This window comes from Streptomyces sp. IMTB 2501 (assembly GCF_001953885.1).
GTDB lineage: Bacteria > Actinomycetota > Actinomycetes > Streptomycetales > Streptomycetaceae > Streptomyces.
Map to the genome: position 1 here is coordinate 136,705 of NZ_MQUS01000011.1, position 18,108 is coordinate 154,812.

The window sequence follows — 18,108 nt, forward strand, 5'->3', positions numbered from 1 at the left end:
TACGCGAGGCCGGGAGGGCCCGCCGTGCACCTCGCCCCCACGGAGCGGCAGCAGCGTCTGCGCGCCGAACTCCGCGCCTACTTCCGTGACGTCCTGCCCGACTCCCGCGAATCCGCCGACCCCCCTGAACCCACCGACGCCCGCGCCCTGTTGCGCCGCATCGGCGCCGACGGCTGGCTGGGGATCGGCTGGCCGGTCGAGTACGGCGGCCAGGGCCGGGGCGCGGACGAGCAGTTCGTGTTCTTCGACGAGGCGCACCGGGCCGGCGCCCCCGTCTCCATGGTCACGCTCAACACCGTCGGCCCCACCCTCATGCGGTACGGCAGCGAGGCGCAGAAGGCCCACTTCCTGCCCCTCATCCTCAGCGGCGAGGCCGTCTTCGCGATCGGCTACACCGAGCCCTCCGCCGGCACCGACCTGGCCTCGCTGCGCACCCGCGCCGTGCGCGAGGACGACGGCTGGCGGATCGACGGTCAGAAGATCTTCACCTCGGGCGCCCAGCACGCCGACTGGATCTGGCTCGCCTGCCGCACCGATGCCGAGGCACCCCGGCACCGCGGCATCTCCGTCCTTCTCGTCCCGACCGACGCACCCGGGTTCTCCTGGACGCCGATCGAGACGGTGGGCGGGCAGACGACGACGGCCACCTACTACGACGGCGTACGTGTCCCGGCCGGGAACCTGGTCGGCGCCGAGAACGAGGGCTGGTCGCTGATCACCGGCCAGCTCAACCACGAGCGGGTCGCGCTGGCCGCCCTCGGCATGCAGGCCGAGGAGTTCCTCGCTGCCGCGCTCACCGCAGCCCGTACACCCGATCCGGTGAATCTGCGCCGTCGGATCGATGAGCCGTGGGTACGCCTGCGGGCCGCCGAGGCGCATGCCCGGCTGGCGGCAAATCGCCTGCTCAGCTGGCGTTTGGTGGCCGACGTGGGGGCGGGCCGACTGGCTCCGGGCGAGGCGAGCGGCGTGAAATTCGCGGGAACGGAATCGACTGTCGCGACGTATCGCATGTGTCAGGAGATCGCGGGCGAGGCGGGACTCGTCCGTTCCGGTTCCCCGGGAGCCTTCGGGGACGGCGAGCTGGAGCGGCTGAACAGGGCGGCGCAGATCAACACGTTCGGGGGCGGGGTGAGCGAGGTGCAGCGGGAGATCGTCGCGACGATGCGGCTCGGGATGAGGAGGGGACGGCGGTGAGCGGGGGAAGCAGTGAGACGGAGGCCGGGCGCGTGCCGGACGAGGAAACGGTGGGGGCGCGGCTCAAGGGGTACGAGGGGCGGCCCGCCGCCGTCGCCGGGGTGGGAAAGGACCTGGTCAACCTGCCCATGATCCGGCACTGGTGCGAGGCCATGGGCGACACCAACCCGGCCTACTCGGGACCGGACGCCATCGCCCCGCCCACCATGCTCCAGGCCTGGACGATGGGCGGCCTTTCCGGCCACGAGGGCCGTACGGGTGCCTACGACGCCCTGCTGTCCCTCCTCGACGCCTCGGGCTGTACGTCGGTGGTCGCCACCGACTGCGAGCAGGAGTATCTACGGCCCCTGCGCCCGGGCGACGAGGTCACGTTCGACTCGGTGATCGAGTCGGTGTCGGAACGGAAGACGACGAAGCTGGGCACGGGCTATTTCGTCACGACCCGCACGGACATCCGGTCCGCCGGCGAACTGGTGGGCACCCACCGCTTCCGCATCCTCAAGTACGCCCCGGCCCGCCGCACACCCCCGGCTCCGCGTCCCCGCCCGGTGGTCAACCGGGACAACGCCGGCTTCTGGGAGGCGGTGGCCGAGGGACGGCTCCTCATCCAGCGCTGCACGGACTGCGGCACCCTGCGCCACCCCTGGCTGCCGGGCTGCAACGCGTGCGGCGGTCCGGAGTGGGACACGGTCGAGGCGAGCGGCGAGGGCACGGTCTATTCGTACGTGGTCATGCACCACCCGCGCTTCCCGGCCTTCGAGCCGCCTTACGCGGTGGGTCTGATCGAACTCGCCGAGGGCGTGCGGATGGTGAGCAACGTCGTAGGGGTGCCGTACGACAAGGTGCGGATCGGGCTTCCGGTGCGGGTGGAGTTCCGGCGGTACGGGGCCGAGGGGGACGACGAGGGCGCGCCGGTGCTGCCGGTCTTCCGGGTCGTCGAGGGCGAGGGCTGACATGGACTTCACACCCACCGAGGCCCAGACCGAGGCCCGTGACCTGGCCGCGCGGATCTTCGGCGACCTCGCTACCCATGACCGGCTGAACGCCGCCGGAACCGGCAGCGACCCGGAGCTGTGGAAGGCCCTCTGCGCGGCCGGGCTGGTGGCCGCGGTGGAGGAACTCGGCCTGCTGGGGCTGGTGCTGCTCCTGGAGGAACAGGGGCGGACGACGGCCCAGGTGCCGTATGCGGCGAGCTGTGTGTACGGGGTGCTGGCCCTCACCGCACACGGCAGTGCGGAGCAGCGGGACAGGCTGCTTCCTGCGGTCGAGGACGGCTCGGTGGTGGTGGCGGGGGCGTTTCCCGCGCAGGCCGGTGTACGGGCCTCGGCGCGGGGTGAGCTGACCGGCACGGTCCCCGTCGTCCCCTGGCTGCGGGACGCCACCCATGTACTGGTCGCCGACGAAGGGCGGCGGCTGTGGCTGGTGCCGCTCGGGGAGGGCACCGGGATCGAGGAGGTCGAGCTGACAGCCCCCTGGTCGGCGGGACGGCTCACTTTGGAAGGCGCGCGGGCCGAGCCGCTCGGCTCCGGCACCGACGCCTGCACCGACGTCCTGGCCACCGCCCGTACCGCCTTCGCCGGGCTCCAGGCGGGCGTCTGCGCGGGCTCCCTCGCCCGTACCGTCGCGCACACCAACAGCCGGGAGCAGTTCGGGCGCCCGCTCGCCACCCGGCAGGCCGTCCAACTGCGTGCCGCCGACGCTCACATGGACACCGAGGCGATACGGGTGACGGCCTACGAGGCCGCCTGGCGGCGGGACGCCGGGCTGCCGTATGCCACGCACGCGCTGACCGCCGCCTGGTGGGCGTCCGAGGCGGGACACCGAGTCGTGCACACGGGCCAGCATCTGCACGGCGGGGCGGGAGCCGACCTCGACCATCCGGTGCACCGGCACTTCCTGTGGGGCCGGCAGCTGGACGCGTATCTGGGCTGCGGGGCCGAAGTGCTCCAGGAAATGGGGGAGTTGATCGCACATGGGGAGTGAGGCCGGGGCGGTGCTGCGCGTGGGTGCCGAACTGCCGCCGCTGGAGGTCCCGGTCACGCGCACGCTGATCGTGGCGGGGGCGATCGCGTCCCGCGACTACCAGGACGTGCACCACGACGCGGAGCTGGCCAGGCAGAAGGGCTCACCGGACGTCTTCATGAACATCCTGACGACGAACGGCCTCGTCGGCAGATACATCACGGACCACTTCGGGCCGGCGGCGGTGCTCCGCAAGGTCGCCATCCGGCTCGGGGTGCCCAACCATCCGGGGGACACGATGGTGCTGACCGGCAGGATCGAGGAGGTCGACGGTGACACGGCGACCGTGCGGGTCGTCGGCGCCAACGGCAGCGGCCGGCATGTGACCGGGACGGTGACGGTCACCCTCCCTGCCGGAGACGTGTCATGAGCGCCCGGGCACGGGACACCCTGGGCGGGCGTGCGGCGATCGCCGGGATCGGGGCCACCGAGTTCTCCAAGGACTCCGGGCGCAGCGAGCTGCGGCTGGCCGTGGAGGCGGTGCGGGCCGCGCTGGACGACGCGGGGCTGGCGCCTGCGGACGTGGACGGGATGGTGACGTTCACGATGGACACCAACCCGGAGATCACGGTGGCCCAGGCCTGCGGGATGGGCGAGCTGTCCTTCTTCTCCCGGGTCCACTACGGCGGCGGCGCGGCCTGCGCGACCGTGCTCCAGGCGGCGCTCGCGGTGGCGACGGGCGTGGCGGAGGTGGTGGTCTGCTACCGCGCCTTCAACGAACGGTCGGGCCGCAGATTCGGTGCGGGTGTGCAGCACCGGGAGCCGTCGGCGGAGGGCACCGCGCTCGGCTGGATGCTGCCGTTCGGGCTGCTCACCCCGGCTTCCTGGGTGGCGATGGCGGCCCAGCGGTATCTGCACGCGTACGGGCTGACGCCGGAGGCGTTCGGGCATGTGGCCGTGCTGGACCGCAGATACGCGGCGACGAACCCGGCGGCGTACTTCCACGGCCGCCCCATCACGCTCGCCGAGCACGCGGCGTCCCGCTGGATCGTGGAGCCGCTCAGGCTGCTGGACTGCTGTCAGGAGACCGACGGCGGGCAGGCGATCGTCGTCACCTCCCTGGAGCGGGCCCGGGACCTGCGGAATCCGCCCGCCGTGATCGCGGCGGCGGCCCAGGGTGCGGGCCGGGCGCAGGAGCAGATGACCAGCTTCTACCGGGACGATCTGACCGGCCTGCCGGAGATGGGGGTGGTGGCCCGGCAGCTGTGGCGCACCTCCGGACTCGGCCCGGACGACATCGACGTGGGGATCCTGTACGACCACTTCACGCCGTTCGTGCTGATGCAGCTGGAGGAGTTCGGGTTCTGCGGGAAGGGGGAGGCGGCGGACTTCGTGGCCGAGGAGCGGCTGCCGCTCAACACCCACGGGGGCCAGCTCGGCGAGGCCTATCTGCACGGGATGAACGGCATGGCGGAAGCGGTACGCCAGTTACGGGGTACGGCGGTGAACCAGATACCGGGTGCGATCCGAACCCTGGTGACGGCCGGCACGGGCGTCCCGACATCGGGCTTGATCCTGACGGCTGACGGCTGACGGCTGACGGCTAGCGGCTAGCGGCGGGAGCGCACCTGAGCCGCTGGCCGGCACCCCGATCCGCGCCCCAGAGCCGCGCCCCAGGTCAGCGTGGGGGTCGGACCTCCGTGTCAGGGTCGGTTCGGCCGACGGGGCCAGGGATGACCGGGGCGGCCTCAGGGTCGTACCCGCAGACGGGGTGCACTCGCCGTCCACCTTCAGGAGGTGCAGTCAGCACCACCCCTACAACCTGAGGGGGACTCCGCTTCGGGACCTGCGGGCGATCCGCCGAAGGGGAGTCCGCTCCTAGCGTGGAGCCATGACCACACCCGTCTGCACCAGCGCCTCGGCCGCTGCCGCACCAAGGCGGCAGACCCTCCCCCACCCCCGGGTCCGGGCGGGCGGGGAGGCTCCCGCATACCCGTCGTTCGCGTCGTATGTGCGGGCCCGCCAGCCGGTCCTGCTGCGCACCGCGCGCTCGCTGACCGCGAACCTGAGCGACGCCGAGGACCTGCTGCAGACCGCGCTCGCCAAGACCTATGTGGCCTGGGAGCGGATCGAGGACCAGCGGGCGCTCGACGGCTATGTGCGCCGCGCGCTGCTGAACACCCGGACCTCGCAGTGGCGCAAGCGCAGGGTGGACGAGTTCTCCTGCGACGAACTGCCCGAGCCGGAGCCGGTGCCCGGTGACGACGACCCGGCTGAGCGGCAGGCGCTGCACGACGCCATGTGGCGGGCGGTCATGAAGCTTCCGGCACGCCAGCGGGCGATGGTCGTCCTGCGGTACTACGAGGACCTCAGCGAGGCCCAGACCGCCGAGGTGCTCGGGGTGTCGGTGGGCACGGTGAAGTCGGCGGTGTCCCGTGCGCTGGGCAAGCTGCGCGAGGACCCTGAGCTGGGACTGGTGCGCTAGGAGCAGGGGGCTGGTGCGTCGGCCCGCAATTTCCTCCCCCAGTGACGCACCCCCTAGTGACATACCGCGCGGTATGTGAGCAGAATCAGCGGAGCCCTTACTACCGCGTAGGCAACGCCGCCCCGGGAGGACTCGTGCTGAGCACCATGCAGGACGTACCGCTGACCGTCACCCGCATCCTTGTGCACGGTGTGCTGGTGCACGGGCGGTCCCAGATCACCACCTGGACCGGGGAGTCCGAGCCGCAGCGGCGCAGTTTCGCCGAGGCGGGAGTACGCGCGGTGCAGCTGGCGAACGCCCTGCGGGACGAACTCGGCGTCCGGGGTGACGACCGCGTGGCGACCCTGATGTGGAACAACGCCGAGCACGTCGAGGCGTACTTCGCCATCCCGTCCATGGGCGCGGTGCTGCACACCCTCAATCTGCGGCTGCCCGCCGAGCAGCTGGTGTGGATCGTCAACCACGCGGCCGACCGGGTGATCATCGTCAACGGCTCGCTGATCCCGCTGCTCGCGCCGCTGCTGTCCAAGCTGCCGACGGTCGAGCACATCGTCGTCTCCGGCCCCGGCGACCGCTCCCCGCTCCAGGGCGCGCACGCCCGGATCCACGAGTACGAGGAGCTGATCGCGGACCGGCCGAAGAGGTTCGACTGGCCGGAGATCGACGAACGCCAGGCCGCCGCCATGTGCTACACCTCCGGCACGACGGGTGACCCCAAGGGCGTGGTGTACAGCCACCGTTCGATCTACCTGCACTCCATGCAGGTCAACATGACCCAGTCGATGGGCCTGACCGACCAGGACACCTCACTCGTCGTGGTGCCCCAGTTCCATGTCAACGCCTGGGGTCTGCCGCACGCCACCTTCATGACCGGCGTCAACCTGCTGATGCCGGACCGCTTCCTGCAGCCCGCGCCGCTCGCCGAGATGATCGAGCGCGAGAAGCCGACGCACGCGGCGGCCGTCCCGACCATCTGGCAGGGCCTGCTCGCCGAGCTGACCGCCAGGCCCCGGGACGTCTCCTCCCTCACCCAGGTCACCATCGGCGGCGCGGCCTGCCCGCCCTCCCTCATGGCGGCCTTCGACAAGCTCGGTATGCGGGTCTGTCACGCCTGGGGCATGACGGAGACCTCGCCGCTCGGCACGGTCGCCCGCCCGCCGGCCCACGCGGCCGGTACCGAGGAGGAGTTGGCCTACCGCCTCACCCAGGGCCGCTTCCCGGCCGGCGTCGAGGCCCGCCTCAGCGGTCCCGGCGGCGAGCGCCTCCCCTGGGACGGCGAGTCGGCGGGCGAGCTGGAGGTGCGCGGCCCATGGATCGCCGGCGCGTACTACAACGGCCCCGACGCCGAACCGCTGCGCCCCGCCGACAAGTTCAGCGAGGACGGCTGGCTGAAGACCGGCGACGTCGGCACCATCTCGCCCGACGGCTTCCTCACCCTCACCGACCGGGCCAAGGACGTCATCAAGTCCGGCGGCGAGTGGATCTCCTCGGTGGAGCTGGAGAACGCGCTGATGTCCCACCCGGACGTCGCCGAGGCCGCCGTGGTCGCCGTACCCGACGACAAGTGGGGCGAGCGCCCGCTGGCCACGGTCGTCCTGCGGCAGGGCGCCACCGCCGACTTCGCGACCCTGCGCACCTTCCTCGCCGAGGAGGGCAAGATCGCCAAGTGGCAGCTCCCCGAGCACTGGACGATCGTCGAGTCGGTGCCGAAGACCAGTGTGGGCAAGTTCGACAAGAAGGTGCTGCGCAGGCAGTACGCCGACGGCCAGCTGGACGTCACCAGTCTCTGACGGCCCGGTACAGCGCCCCTTTTCAGGGGCGCTCCGGTTCCAAGGACGCTCCTGCCGGCCCTAATTGGTCCCGATCCGGGCCAGCAGATCCACGATCCGGCTCTGCACCTCGGTGCTCGTGGAGCGCTCCGCGAGGAAGAGAACCGTCTCGCCCGAGGCCAGCCGGGGCAGGTCGGCCTGGTCGACGGCGGCGGTGTAGACGACCAGCGGGGTGCGGTTGAGCTGCCCGTTCGCGCGCAGCCAGTCGATGATCCCGGTGACACCGGCCTGCCGCCGGTGCACCTGCATCAGGTCCATCACCACGAGGTTCGGCCGGAACTGCCCCGCCAGTGTCACCGCGTCGTTGTCGCTCCCGGCCCGCGCCACCTGCATCCCGCGCCGCTCCAGCGTCGAGGTCAGCGCCAGCGCGATCTCCGCGTGCTCCTCGATGAGCAGCACCCGCGGCGGATGCTGCTCGCTGTCGCGCGGCGCCAGCGCCTTCAGCAGTACGGCGGGATCGGCGCCGTACGCCGCCTCGCGCGTCGCCTGCCCGAGCCCGGCCGTGACCAGCACCGGCACCTCGGCGGCGACGGCGGCCTGGCGCAGCGACTGCAGGGCCGTACGCGTGATGGGCCCGGTCAGCGGGTCCACGAACAGCGCGGCCGGGAACGCCGCGATCTGTGCGTCGACCTCCTCACGGGAGTGCACGATCACCGGCCGGTAGCCGCGGTCGCTCAGCGCCTGCTGGGTCGTGACGTCCGGCGCGGGCCACACCAGCAGTCGGCGCGGGTTGTCCAGCGGCTCCGGGGGCAGCTCGTCGTCGAGCGGCTGCGGCAGCGGCGCGTCCGCGACCTCGATGGCCCCACCGGGACCGTCCAGCGGCTCCGGCCCCTCGGCGGCGTCCGCGTCCGGCGCGCCTATGGCGTACGAACGCCCGGCACCCTCGGTGCCCGGAGCGAGCCGGGACTGCCCCGCGAGTGACGCCTGCGCGGGTGCGGGCCCCGGCTGTCCGGCGCCCGGCTGTCCAGGAGCCGGCTGTCCGGGGGCCGCCGGCTCGGCCGACGGATGCGGCCGGCCCGCCGCCTGCTCCGGCGGCTGCTCCGGACGCTGGGCCGGGTCCGGCGGCGTGCCCAGCTTGCGCCGGCGGCCGGAACCGCCCGGCGCGTGCGGCGGCGGGGTCGCCGTCGGCTGCTGCACCTGCGCGGCCTGCCGCGAGAACGGCACGCCCTGCCCGAGCGTGCGGACGCTGATCGCCCGCCCCTGCGTCGAGTTCGGGTCGACGGCGCCACCCTCGGCGGGCAACGGCTGTGCGGCCCGCTGCGGCTGGAGACCGGCACGCTCCGCGGGAAGCGCGGTGCCGGGGGCCGGCGTAGCGGTCTGCGGTACGGGAGTGCCCGCGCCGGAGGTGTCGTCGGCACCGGGCCACTGCTGCGGCACACCGGGCGCCGTAGCCGGTCCGGCACCGGCCTCGGTGGGCAGCGGCTGGGCGTTCGGGGTCCCGCCGGGAGGGGTCGCGGCCGGTGCCGCGGCGGGCCGCTGGGCCGGGGCCGTCTGCCCGGGAGCCGACGGCACGGGCCGGCCGGCGGTGCCCTGCGCGGGCGCGGCGGGACGCTGTACGGCGGGTACGGCGGGCTGCTGACCGGGCGCGGGGACGCCGGGCACGGGCTGTGTGGGAGCGGACGTCCGGCCCGGAGCTGGCGGCTGCCCCGGGGCGGGCACGGGACCGGCCTGGACGGGGATGCCCTGCCCGGCCGTACCCTGCGCCGGAACGCCGTGAACCGGCGTGCCCTGCCCGGGAGTCGGCGTCCCCGCAGGGTGCGGCCCGGCCTGTGCCGGGACCGGCTGTACGGGAGCGAGCTGTCCCGGAGCGCCCTGAGCCGCAGGCGTCGCCCCCGGAGCTGCGGTACCCGGCTGTGCGGCGCCGGGCTGTGCGGCCCCCTGCGCCGCCGCCGGCTGAGCGGTCTCGGCCGGCTGGGCCGCGGCCCGGCGGCGCCGGCCGGTCGGCGCGCTGGTCGGATGCGGCTGCGGCGGAGTGTGGTCCGCGGCCTGGTCGAGCGGTGCGGCGTCGTGCCGGCCGGCGTCACCGGGTGCGCCTTCGACGGACACCGGCAGCTGGGCGGGCACCCGCACCGGCCCGGCACCCGGACCCGGCATCTGCGGCTGCCCCTCGGCAGCACCCGGAACCTGACCGGGTCCCGGGACCGTACCGTTCGCCGGGACCGTGGCCATCCCGGTCGCCGAGTCCGCGGACCGCGGTGAGCGGTCGGCCTCGGCCGGCGGCAGGGCGAAGACCGTACGCGCGCCGCCCGCCTCCTGGGCAGCGGCACGTTCCGCCGCGGCGGCCAGCGCACGCCGGCGCCGTCCGGTCGGCTGCGCGCCCTCGGCCGGCACGACCTCCGTACCCGGACCGGCCTGCATGTCCTGCTCACCGCCCGCCGCGGGCAGGGCGGGCGGCAGGGCGGCCTGCGGGGCGCCGGACTCAGGGCGAGCGGGAAGGCCCGCGGGCGTGGGCACACCCTGCGGCGGCACGGCCGAGCCGAGCCCCGTACCGGAGGCGGCGGCCCCCGCGGCATGCTCGGCCGCGGTCACCACCGCGCCCTCGCTCACATCCTCGCCGGCGTTGCCCTCGGCGGGCCGGCCACGGCGTCGCCCGGTACCGCCGGACGCGGCCTCCGCGCTCTCGGCCGGGACCGCGGTGGTCTCCTCGGCGGCCGCGGCCGCACGCCTGCGGCGCCGCCCGGTCGGTGCGGGCGCCTCCGCCTCACCGCCCTGGCCCGCGCCGGGCACCTCACTCTCCAAGAAGGCGTCCGTGGAGGCCCGCCGGGCCCGCCGCCGTCCGCCACCGGCCTCCTCCGCGGCGGCCTCACCGGCGCCGGAGACCTGCCCCGTCGCATCCTGTCCGGTCGGCTCCTGCGCGGGGGGAAGCGCTGCGGGCACCTGACCGCCGATCGCCCCGGCGACCGCTCCGCCGCCACCGCCGAGCGGCACTTCCAGCACATACGCGCTGCCGCTCATGCCCGGCACCTCGTGCGTCTGCAGCACGCCGCCGTGGGCCCGGACGATTCCGCGCACGATCGGCTCGTGCACCGCGTCTCCCCCGGCGTACGGCCCGCGCACCTCGATCCGCGCGACCTCACCGCGCTGCGCGGCCGCGACCACGACCGTGTTGTCCAGGTAACCGCCTGCGGAGACGGGCGAGTTGCCGGTCGCGTCGACACCGGCCACATCCGCCACGAGGTGGGCGAGCGCGGTGGCGAGCCGCTGCGGGTCGACCTCGGCCTCGATGGGCGGCGCGTGCACGGCGAACTGCACCCGGCCAGGACCGATCAGCTCGACGGCCCCGTCCACACCGGCGGCGACGACGGCGTCCAGCATCACCTTCGTACGGCTGATGTCCTCGGTGCCCGCGTCCAGCCGCTGGTAGCCGAGGACGTTGTCGATGAGGGTGGTGATGCGGGAGTACCCGGCCGACAGATGATGGAGCACCTGGTTGGCCTCGGGCCACAGCTGCCCGGCGTCGTCGGCGGCCAGGGCGGCCAGCTCGCGGCGCAGCTCGTCGAGCGGCCCGCGCAGCGACTGCGCGAGCAGGGTCAGCAGCTGCTCGTGCCGGCCGGCGAGAGCCTCGTACCGGTCCTTCTCCCGCTCGGCGAGCGCGGCGTACCGCTCCTCTCCGGCCGCCAGCTCCTCGGTGTGCTGCTCGCGCAGCTCCTCGACCTCGGTGACGTGCGACTGCCGCAGCGCGGTCAGATCGGAGGCGTGCTCCTCGGCGAGCCGCTCGATGTCCGCCGTGTACGCCTTCTCCTGCGCGGCCTTCTCCTCGGCGAGGGCCTCGTACGGCCGCCGGTCGGTGAAGGTCATCACGGCCCCGACGAGCTGGTCCCCGTCGCGCACCGGCGCGGTGGTGAGGTCGACGGACACCTTCTGGTCGCCCTTGGACCACAGCACCTGCCCGCGCACCCGGTGCTTGCGCCCGGAGCGCAGGGTGTCGGCGAGCGGGGACTCCTCGTACGGGAAGGGGGAGCCGTCGGGGCGCGAGTGCAGCACCAGGGCGTGCAGCTCCTTACCGCCCAGCTCACCGGCCCGGTACCCCAGTATCTGAGCGGCGGCCGGATTGAGGAGCACGATCCGCCCGTCGGTGTCGGTGCCCACGACACCTTCCGCGGCCGCGCGCAGGATCATCTCGGTCTGCCGCTGCGAGCGTGCCAGCTCAGCCTCGGTGTCGACGGTCCCGGACAGGTCCCGTACGACGATCATCAGCAGCTCGTCGCCGGTGTAGCCGTAACCGTCGTACGCCTGCTGCCCGTTCTCCAGATTCGCGCTCGTGACCTCGACGGGGAACTCGGTCCCGTCGGTCCGCCGGGCGATCATCCGGGTCGGCTTGGTCCGCCCCCGCGGGTCCATGTGATCGGGCCGGCGCATCGACCCGGGGATGAGCCGCGAGTCGAACTCGGGCAGCAGATCGAGCAGCCCGCGCCCGACGAGCGCCGTGCCCGGCGCCTCGAAGGCCTCCAGCGCGATGGTGTTCGCGTTGACGACGGTTCCGTTGGCGTTGACCAGGACCAACGCGTCCGGCAGCGCGTCGAGTATGGCTGCGAGGCGAGCAGCGCCTCGGGATGGCCTGCTGCTCACGAGACGCCTTCCTCCCTGTTACCGCACCTTGCCGACCGCTCGGGCCATCTTGCCAAGGGGCCCGCGACGTGTCACGCGAGGGAGTCTAAGCGCACACGTTGCGCTCGCGACGCCGGATGAGAGGGAGGTCCCACGACGAAGTGACAACGAACCCGTGCCCACACCCCGACGACACCTGGACCACGGCCCCTGGCCACCAGGGACGCTCCGCGAGACCTTCGCGGGACCTTTACGTGACCGGTGATCCGGCCGGGCCCAGCTCCGGCAGCAGCGGCACCATCCGGTCCCACCGCCCGATCTCGCATCCGTTGCTGCGGTCGTAGGTGGCGTCGACGCTGCGTCCGGCCCAGGTGCCGGTCACATGGGCGGTGGCCGGTCCGCCGTAGAGCATGGTGCAGGTGGTGCCGGGCGCCACCGGGGCGAAGAGGTCCCGCCCCCACCGCGTGCGCTCGTCCAGCGTCCGGCAGGCCTGCGCCGCGTCCGGGTGGCTCCCGGCGGCCGGATGACAGAACAGCTCGTGCGCCCCGTCCCGCTCCGGTCCGGCGTGCTGCACGACCACGGTGAGGTGATCACCGGGCTGGTCCTCGGGCCGCACGGGCGGCGGCACGGCGGGAACGGCGACGGCGGGTACGGCGGAGAGGGCGAGGAGACCCGAGACGACGGCGAGGACCGGCACACAGCCGCCGCGCACCGAGCCCTGCTGAAGACGAAAGACCATGCCCTGCCCAACGCCCCCGCCCGCCGGATGTTGCGTCCGCGCCTCGCCGGGCGGAAGCCCTTTGCCCTGCGACCCGACTGCCTAGTACCGTGGGGGGCGATTGGTGACGAGCCGCTCGGCTGTGTCATCATCTGCACGCACCATTCGCGCGCTCGCGTGAGCGGTTGTGCTGGAGGCGTCGCCTAGTCCGGTCTATGGCGCCGCACTGCTAATGCGGTTTGGGCCTTAAAGCCCATCGAGGGTTCAAATCCCTCCGCCTCCGCCCCGATCCCGAAGCCCCGGTCCCCAGGACCGGGGCTTCGGCGTTCCCGCCCCACGGCTCGCCCGAGGCCCCCGCCCACCCCTCTGCCGACGTTTCCGCAGGTCACAAGGGGTATGCGGAACGGATTTCACATGACGGCGGCAGTCATGTAATGTTCTTCCTGTCGCCGCGAGCGGGCCGAAAGGACCGGGAGCGGAGGCAAAACAAAAGAACAAGCACTCGTAGCTTAACGGATAGAGCATCTGACTACGGATCAGAAGGTTGCAGGTTCGAATCCTGCCGAGTGCACAACAGATCAGAGGTCCTGTGGAGAGATCCACGGGGCCTCTGGCTTTTGTCTTGACGGCAGTATTTGACGGCAACCGCTTCAGAGGGCTGATGCGGGTCGATCAGACGGCTACAAGGACACCGGCCGCGCCGTCGTCATCATCCGGATCGTTGCCGTCACCTCTCAGCGTATCCCCGACGCGATCAAAGGCGGAGCGCTGTGAGTCCAGCCGTACGAAGGTGTAGATGTCCATGGTCACGCGGATGGAGCTGTGGCCCAGGACTTCCATGATCACGCGGGCGTCGGCACCCTGCTCGTGGAGGAGCGAGGCGCAGGTGTGGCGCAGGTCGTGGAAGCGGACCTTGCGGACGCCGGCGCGGGCACACAGGGCCTCGAAGGACCGGTTCAGATTGCGCGGCTCTATGGGGGTCCCATTCTTCGTGGTGAAGACGAGGCCCTGACCGGTTCCCTTCCAGTTGGCACCGGCGGCCTTCCGGTCGGCTACCTGCTGGGCGCGCTGCGCACGGAGCGCGGTCACGCACTCGGCAGGCAGGGCCACGCGGCGGGCCGAGCGCTGCGTCTTCGGCGCCACGATCAGCAGCTCGCCGCCGACCCGCTGTAGGGCCTGCCGGACGGCGAGGACGCCTTCATGAAGATCCACGTCCGACCAGCGCAACCCGAGCACCTCACCCCGACGCAGGCCGATGCGGACGGCCAGCTCGTACGCGGCCCACAGCCGGTTGTCGCGGGCCGTAGCCAGGAACTGACGCCCCTCCTTGGCGGTGAGCGGTTCGATCTCGCGTTGCGTTCCCATGCTCAGCTCCACGTTCCTGGCAACGTTGTGGGGAAGCTCGTCCTCACGTACGGCGTGCTGGAGGGCGGCCCGCAGGATCACGAGCAGGAAGCGCACGGTCCGGTCAGAGGGCAGCTTCTTGCAGCACTTGCCGAGGGCGCAGCAGCGACGCTTGTGCTCCGGCCGCTTCTTGTCCTTGCCCTGCGCGCAGCACTGGCAGGTGGCCGCCGTCTTGGTCAGGAAGGCCCGGATGTCTCGGGCGGTGAGCCGGGTCAGCTTCTTCTTCCCGAATTCGGGCGTGACGTAGTTGCGGACGAGCGATTCAGCACGGCCCGGCCTTCCGGTACGCGTGGCCGTACTACCGCCTCAGTGCGCGCCCTCTCCCGTCCCAGCCAAATCGGCGTTCTCCAAGAGGAACCGCAGGGTGTAGCCCAGGCTCTTCACGTGCCAGGCGGCCGACTGCAACCCAGGGCCCAGGCCTCGACCCACCTCATGCGGGACGGTGTCCAGCCTGCGGCGCTTCTGATACCACTCCACTGAGCCACGCCACAGACGATCAACCCGCTTTGCCGCCAACGGTGTCAGCGCCTCGATGTGCCGCACCAAGTCCTGGTGCAACGCGCACAGATCCTCGTACGGCGGCAACGCGGAGCGCTCAGTCAGGGCTTTGGTGATCGTTGCCTTGATCTCATCAACGTCCATGTCCGTTCGAGGACTCGCTGTCCTGTCGCTGCCCGTGGACAGGAGCATCCGGCAGTTCGACAGGACGTTGGAACCTCCACTAACCACCACTTCGGGACGTCCCGCGTCGGGTAGAACGTCCCTAGTGCCGTCCTCGGATGCAGGGAGAGACTGCGATGCCGAACGAGAGGTTACGTGCCGCCATGGCGGCTGGCGGTTGGACGTACGCGACCCTTGCGGACAAGGTCAAGGTCGACCTCAAGTCCGTTGAGCGCTGGGTCAACCTGGGGCGTACGCCGCGCCGTGCCACGGCCATGCTGGCAGCGGAAACACTGGGAGAAGACGTGCACGCTCTTTGGCCATCGCTCCGACAGGCGCGCCCCGCCCGCGCTGTCAGCCCGGAACTTGTGGCGCTCTACGATCAGCGGGCGGACATCCCCGTATCGGCCTTCGTGGACCTGCTGACCCAGGCTCGCGAGCACATCGACGTGCTGGTGTATGCCGCTGTCTTCCTGCACGAGGCGTACCCGCGACTCAGCGAGCTGCTGCGAGAGCGAGCTGCCGACGGGTGCGTGGTCCGTATCGCAGTTGGCGACCCGGACAGTGTGAATGTCCAACAGCGTGGCCAGGAAGAGAGGTTCGGCAACGGGATCGAGTCCCGTTGCCGACTTGCCCTCATGCACTATCGCCCCCTTGCCGGGGTGCCCGGCATCGAGGTGCGGACCCATGCCACCACGCTCTATAACTCGATCTACCGTGCGGATGACCAGGCGCTGGTCAATGCCCATGTCTGGGGCGTGAACGCCTACGGTGCTCCCGTGTGGCATCTTCGACGCAACGGAGAGGGCGGCATGTTCGACACCTACGCCAGCAGCTTCGACGCGGTGTGGGAGACCGCGACGCCGGTAAGCGAAGAAGGGTGACGATGGCACGGACCGAGTACTACGACGACCCGGCGGCACCGGAGCCGAACAGCTTGGTGGTCGCCGCGTCCGCCGTGGTTACCGATGAGGAAGGGCGCGTACTCCTTCAGCGCCGGCGGGACAACGACCTTTGGGCGCTCCCTGGCGGCGGCATGGAGATGACCGACTCACTCCCGGGAACGGCCGTCCGCGAGGTGAAGGAGGAAACGGGTCTGGACGTAGAGATCACGGGGCTCGTGGGCACGTACACCGACCCTCGCCACATCATCGCCTACTCGGACGGTGAGGTGCGCAGGCAGTTCAACATCTGCTTCACCGCCCGCGTGGTCGGCGGCCGGCTCGTGATCTCAGACGAGTCCACCGAGCTGGGGTTCGTCCAGCCGGAGGAGATCGATCAACTGCCGATGCACCACACGCAGCGGCTCAGGATCCGTCACTTCCTGGAGCACCGTGAGCGGCCCTATCTCGGCTGATCGAACCTGACACCGGCTTTAGAAGTTCGTTCTCCACCTGGTCGGGCCAGGGCCCGCCTTGTGCACCGGTGCCGCATATGGTTGCTGGTTGTCGCCGTCGTCCGCTGTCGTTGATGCCGCTCGTGGATGTCAGAACGGTGCAGCGACGTGCAAGCATGCTGCCGATCTCTCGTCTGCCGCCAGCCACTCGTCGAGCCGGACCCTGACCCGCTGGCTGCGGACGCCCTGCCAGCGAACCTCCTCTGACGAAGATCCGATGTCGGGAGTTTCAGGATTTCCGCACCGAACGCAGCCATTGTCGCCTAACCTACTGCCCTGAGCTGAGGATATTTATGGCACGTCAAACTTCAGGGAGGATTCAAGATGAATTCTTTTATGGAGCCATTTTCTAGCCATTGGAGAATTACGAAGGATGGCATATCGAAAGCACTTGGCGAGTCGCTGATTGTTCTTGATTCGAGCGTACTTCTAGATCTCTATCGAGTTACACCGAGTGCAAGAAAAGAGATGATCAATAGTCTGCACACGGTGAGGGAAAATCTATGGATTCCGCACCAAGTTGCTCTTGAGTTTCACAGCAATCGAGTCGAAGCCGCCCAGGATCAGCTCAACTTCTATAACGAGACGTGCAAAGCTCTCGAAGCGGCCCAGAATCAAGCCCTTCAACGACTTAACGAGTTCGCTAATAGATCGGCCCTTGATGCCGAAGAGAAGAGAGATCTAAAAGGGCCGCTTGAACAAGCTTTCCGTGAGGCCATGGAGCGCGTTAGATCTCATCAAGGCGTCTTCGATCTAACACTGGGAAGAGTTCTCAACGACGACCCAGTCCTGAAGGCGCTAGCGCACCTCCTTGATGGCAGGGTAGGTCAGTCGCTGCCTGAAGAAGATCACGAAAGGGCTCTAGGGGAGGCTTCTCGACGCAAAGAAGCGCGTATCCCACCAGGTTATAAAGACAGGGCCAAGAGGAATAACTCCGCCGGTGACTATATTTGGTGGGAGCAGACTCTCATCATGGCTGCGGAGATCCGGAAGCCTGTTCTAATCATCTCCAACGACGAGAAGGAGGACTGGCTTAACAAGCGGATCGACTTCCCTCTGGGGCCGCGTGAAGAGCTGATCCAAGAGATGAATCAGCGCGCGGATGTCTCCCTCAGGATCGTGAGCTTTCCTGCGTTCCTTGAGGCCATCAAGACAAATTCCAGCGTGCCTGTGAGCCGCGAAACTCTATCTCAAGCTAATATCGCGCGACGGCAAAGCGAAGAGCGGTCCAAGCGGATAATCTGCAGCCGCGCCTTGGTTGAAGATTATCTCACCTTTATGGGCCGTGCTATTGGTAGATATGAGGAGGAGCTGAAGAGAAATCTTGTGGAGCGCGGCAAAATAACGGACGACCCGGATGGTGAGGCCATTCTCGAAAGCGACATTCGGCGCGTTGAGTACGCCATTTCAATGTACCGTGATCGGGCGGCAAAATTGGCAGAAGCTATCGATGGCGCCTCTTCCTTGAATGGTAACCTTGCATTGCGGATCGAAGACGATTCTCTGCGGCTTGCGGTAATTAAACGCATGCGAGAGGCCCAGGCTGCGACACCCGACTGATTTAGATCGGTGGGGCGGCTTTGGGATGGAGTCGATTTGGTGTAAGTGATCACGGTTCATTACCGCTAGCCAGCGGATCGGGCAGGTTTGTGAGCCTGTCCTCAGTCGGGCTAGAACTGAAGTCCTCGGAACGTTCCGAGTCGGCGTCACCGTTCAGCGCTGACGGCAACCCTGACGGCAACGACGGCACACGGAGACCGTTGATCACGACCATCAACGATCAGCCGGGCGGAAGGGAGAGCCCCCGCCCAACAGCCTGCCCGATCCTACGGATCAGAAGGTTGCAGGTTCGAATCCTGCCGAGTGCACGCAGGTTAGAGGCCCCGGAGTGATCCGGGGCCTCTTGCATTTC

General features: G+C 70.2%; 14 protein-coding genes and 2 tRNA genes. 12 read left to right on the forward strand and 4 right to left on the reverse strand.

Annotated features, from left to right (window positions below; genetic code table 11):
• The first annotated feature begins 24 nt into the window (after positions 1-24).
• From AV521_RS20545 to AV521_RS20575, 7 genes are all read left to right on the forward strand, one after another.
• Positions 25-1,194: an acyl-CoA dehydrogenase family protein gene (locus AV521_RS20545; protein WP_076089937.1), complete on the forward strand. Its 1,170-nt coding sequence runs from the start codon at positions 25-27 to the stop codon at positions 1,192-1,194.
• Positions 1,191-2,147, forward strand: coding sequence for a bifunctional MaoC family dehydratase N-terminal/OB-fold nucleic acid binding domain-containing protein (locus AV521_RS20550; protein WP_079249339.1), 957 nt, complete (start codon positions 1,191-1,193; stop codon positions 2,145-2,147). Before AV521_RS20545 ends, AV521_RS20550 begins: the two co-directional genes overlap by 4 nt.
• A 1-nt stretch (position 2,148) precedes the next feature.
• The gene (locus AV521_RS20555; protein WP_076089938.1) at positions 2,149-3,177 is read left to right on the forward strand and encodes an acyl-CoA dehydrogenase family protein; all 1,029 of its coding nucleotides are present in this window, start codon (positions 2,149-2,151) and stop codon (positions 3,175-3,177) included.
• On the forward strand, positions 3,167-3,586 hold the full coding sequence (locus AV521_RS20560) for a MaoC/PaaZ C-terminal domain-containing protein (protein ID WP_076089939.1): 420 nt from the start codon (positions 3,167-3,169) through the stop codon (positions 3,584-3,586). Before AV521_RS20555 ends, AV521_RS20560 begins: the two co-directional genes overlap by 11 nt.
• The gene (locus AV521_RS20565) at positions 3,583-4,749 is read left to right on the forward strand and encodes a lipid-transfer protein (RefSeq protein ID WP_076089940.1); all 1,167 of its coding nucleotides are present in this window, start codon (positions 3,583-3,585) and stop codon (positions 4,747-4,749) included. The genes AV521_RS20560 and AV521_RS20565 overlap by 4 nt, the downstream gene beginning before the upstream one ends.
• 298 nt (positions 4,750-5,047) lie before the next feature.
• Positions 5,048-5,641 carry a SigE family RNA polymerase sigma factor gene (locus AV521_RS20570; protein ID WP_076089941.1) on the forward strand — a complete coding sequence of 198 codons (594 nt, stop codon included), beginning with the start codon at positions 5,048-5,050 and terminating at the stop codon, positions 5,639-5,641.
• Between the two features lie 134 nt (positions 5,642-5,775).
• Complete coding sequence (locus AV521_RS20575; protein WP_076089942.1) at positions 5,776-7,431, forward strand: long-chain fatty acid--CoA ligase; 1,656 nt, start codon at positions 5,776-5,778, stop codon at positions 7,429-7,431.
• 60 nt (positions 7,432-7,491) lie between these two features.
• Here the strand turns inward: AV521_RS20575 and AV521_RS20580 are convergent, their stop codons facing one another.
• Positions 7,492-12,039 (reverse strand): PAS domain-containing protein, encoded by a 4,548-nt coding sequence (locus AV521_RS20580; RefSeq protein ID WP_079249340.1) that lies wholly within the window; start codon positions 12,037-12,039, stop codon positions 7,492-7,494.
• Positions 12,040-12,268: 229 nt separating this feature from the next.
• Positions 12,269-12,757, reverse strand: coding sequence for an SSI family serine proteinase inhibitor (locus AV521_RS20585; protein ID WP_076089943.1), 489 nt, complete (start codon positions 12,755-12,757; stop codon positions 12,269-12,271).
• Positions 12,758-12,928: 171 nt separating this feature from the next.
• Between AV521_RS20585 and AV521_RS20590 the strand changes: the two genes are divergently transcribed.
• A tRNA-Ser gene (locus AV521_RS20590) sits at positions 12,929-13,019 on the forward strand.
• Positions 13,020-13,234: 215 nt separating this feature from the next.
• Positions 13,235-13,307 (forward strand) — tRNA-Arg (locus AV521_RS20595).
• A 101-nt stretch (positions 13,308-13,408) separates the two neighbouring features.
• Here AV521_RS20595 and AV521_RS20600 read toward each other — a convergent pair.
• Positions 13,409-14,197, reverse strand: coding sequence for a site-specific integrase (locus AV521_RS20600; RefSeq protein WP_256725636.1), 789 nt, complete (start codon positions 14,195-14,197; stop codon positions 13,409-13,411).
• A gap of 249 nt (positions 14,198-14,446) precedes the next feature.
• Positions 14,447-14,782 (reverse strand): DUF6415 family natural product biosynthesis protein, encoded by a 336-nt coding sequence (locus AV521_RS20605; RefSeq protein ID WP_256725637.1) that lies wholly within the window; start codon positions 14,780-14,782, stop codon positions 14,447-14,449.
• A gap of 155 nt (positions 14,783-14,937) precedes the next feature.
• Here AV521_RS20605 and AV521_RS20610 point away from each other — a divergent pair, with 155 nt between their 5' ends.
• The 3 genes from AV521_RS20610 (at position 14,938) to AV521_RS48690 (ending at position 17,756) form a co-directional block, all read left to right on the forward strand.
• Positions 14,938-15,684, forward strand: coding sequence for a helix-turn-helix domain-containing protein (locus AV521_RS20610; RefSeq protein WP_076089945.1), 747 nt, complete (start codon positions 14,938-14,940; stop codon positions 15,682-15,684).
• Between the two features lie 2 nt (positions 15,685-15,686).
• Positions 15,687-16,157 carry an NUDIX domain-containing protein gene (locus tag AV521_RS20615; RefSeq protein ID WP_076089946.1) on the forward strand — a complete coding sequence of 157 codons (471 nt, stop codon included), beginning with the start codon at positions 15,687-15,689 and terminating at the stop codon, positions 16,155-16,157.
• Between the two features lie 363 nt (positions 16,158-16,520).
• Complete coding sequence (locus AV521_RS48690; protein ID WP_143658630.1) at positions 16,521-17,756, forward strand: PIN-like domain-containing protein; 1,236 nt, start codon at positions 16,521-16,523, stop codon at positions 17,754-17,756.
• Positions 17,757-18,108 lie beyond the last annotated feature (352 nt).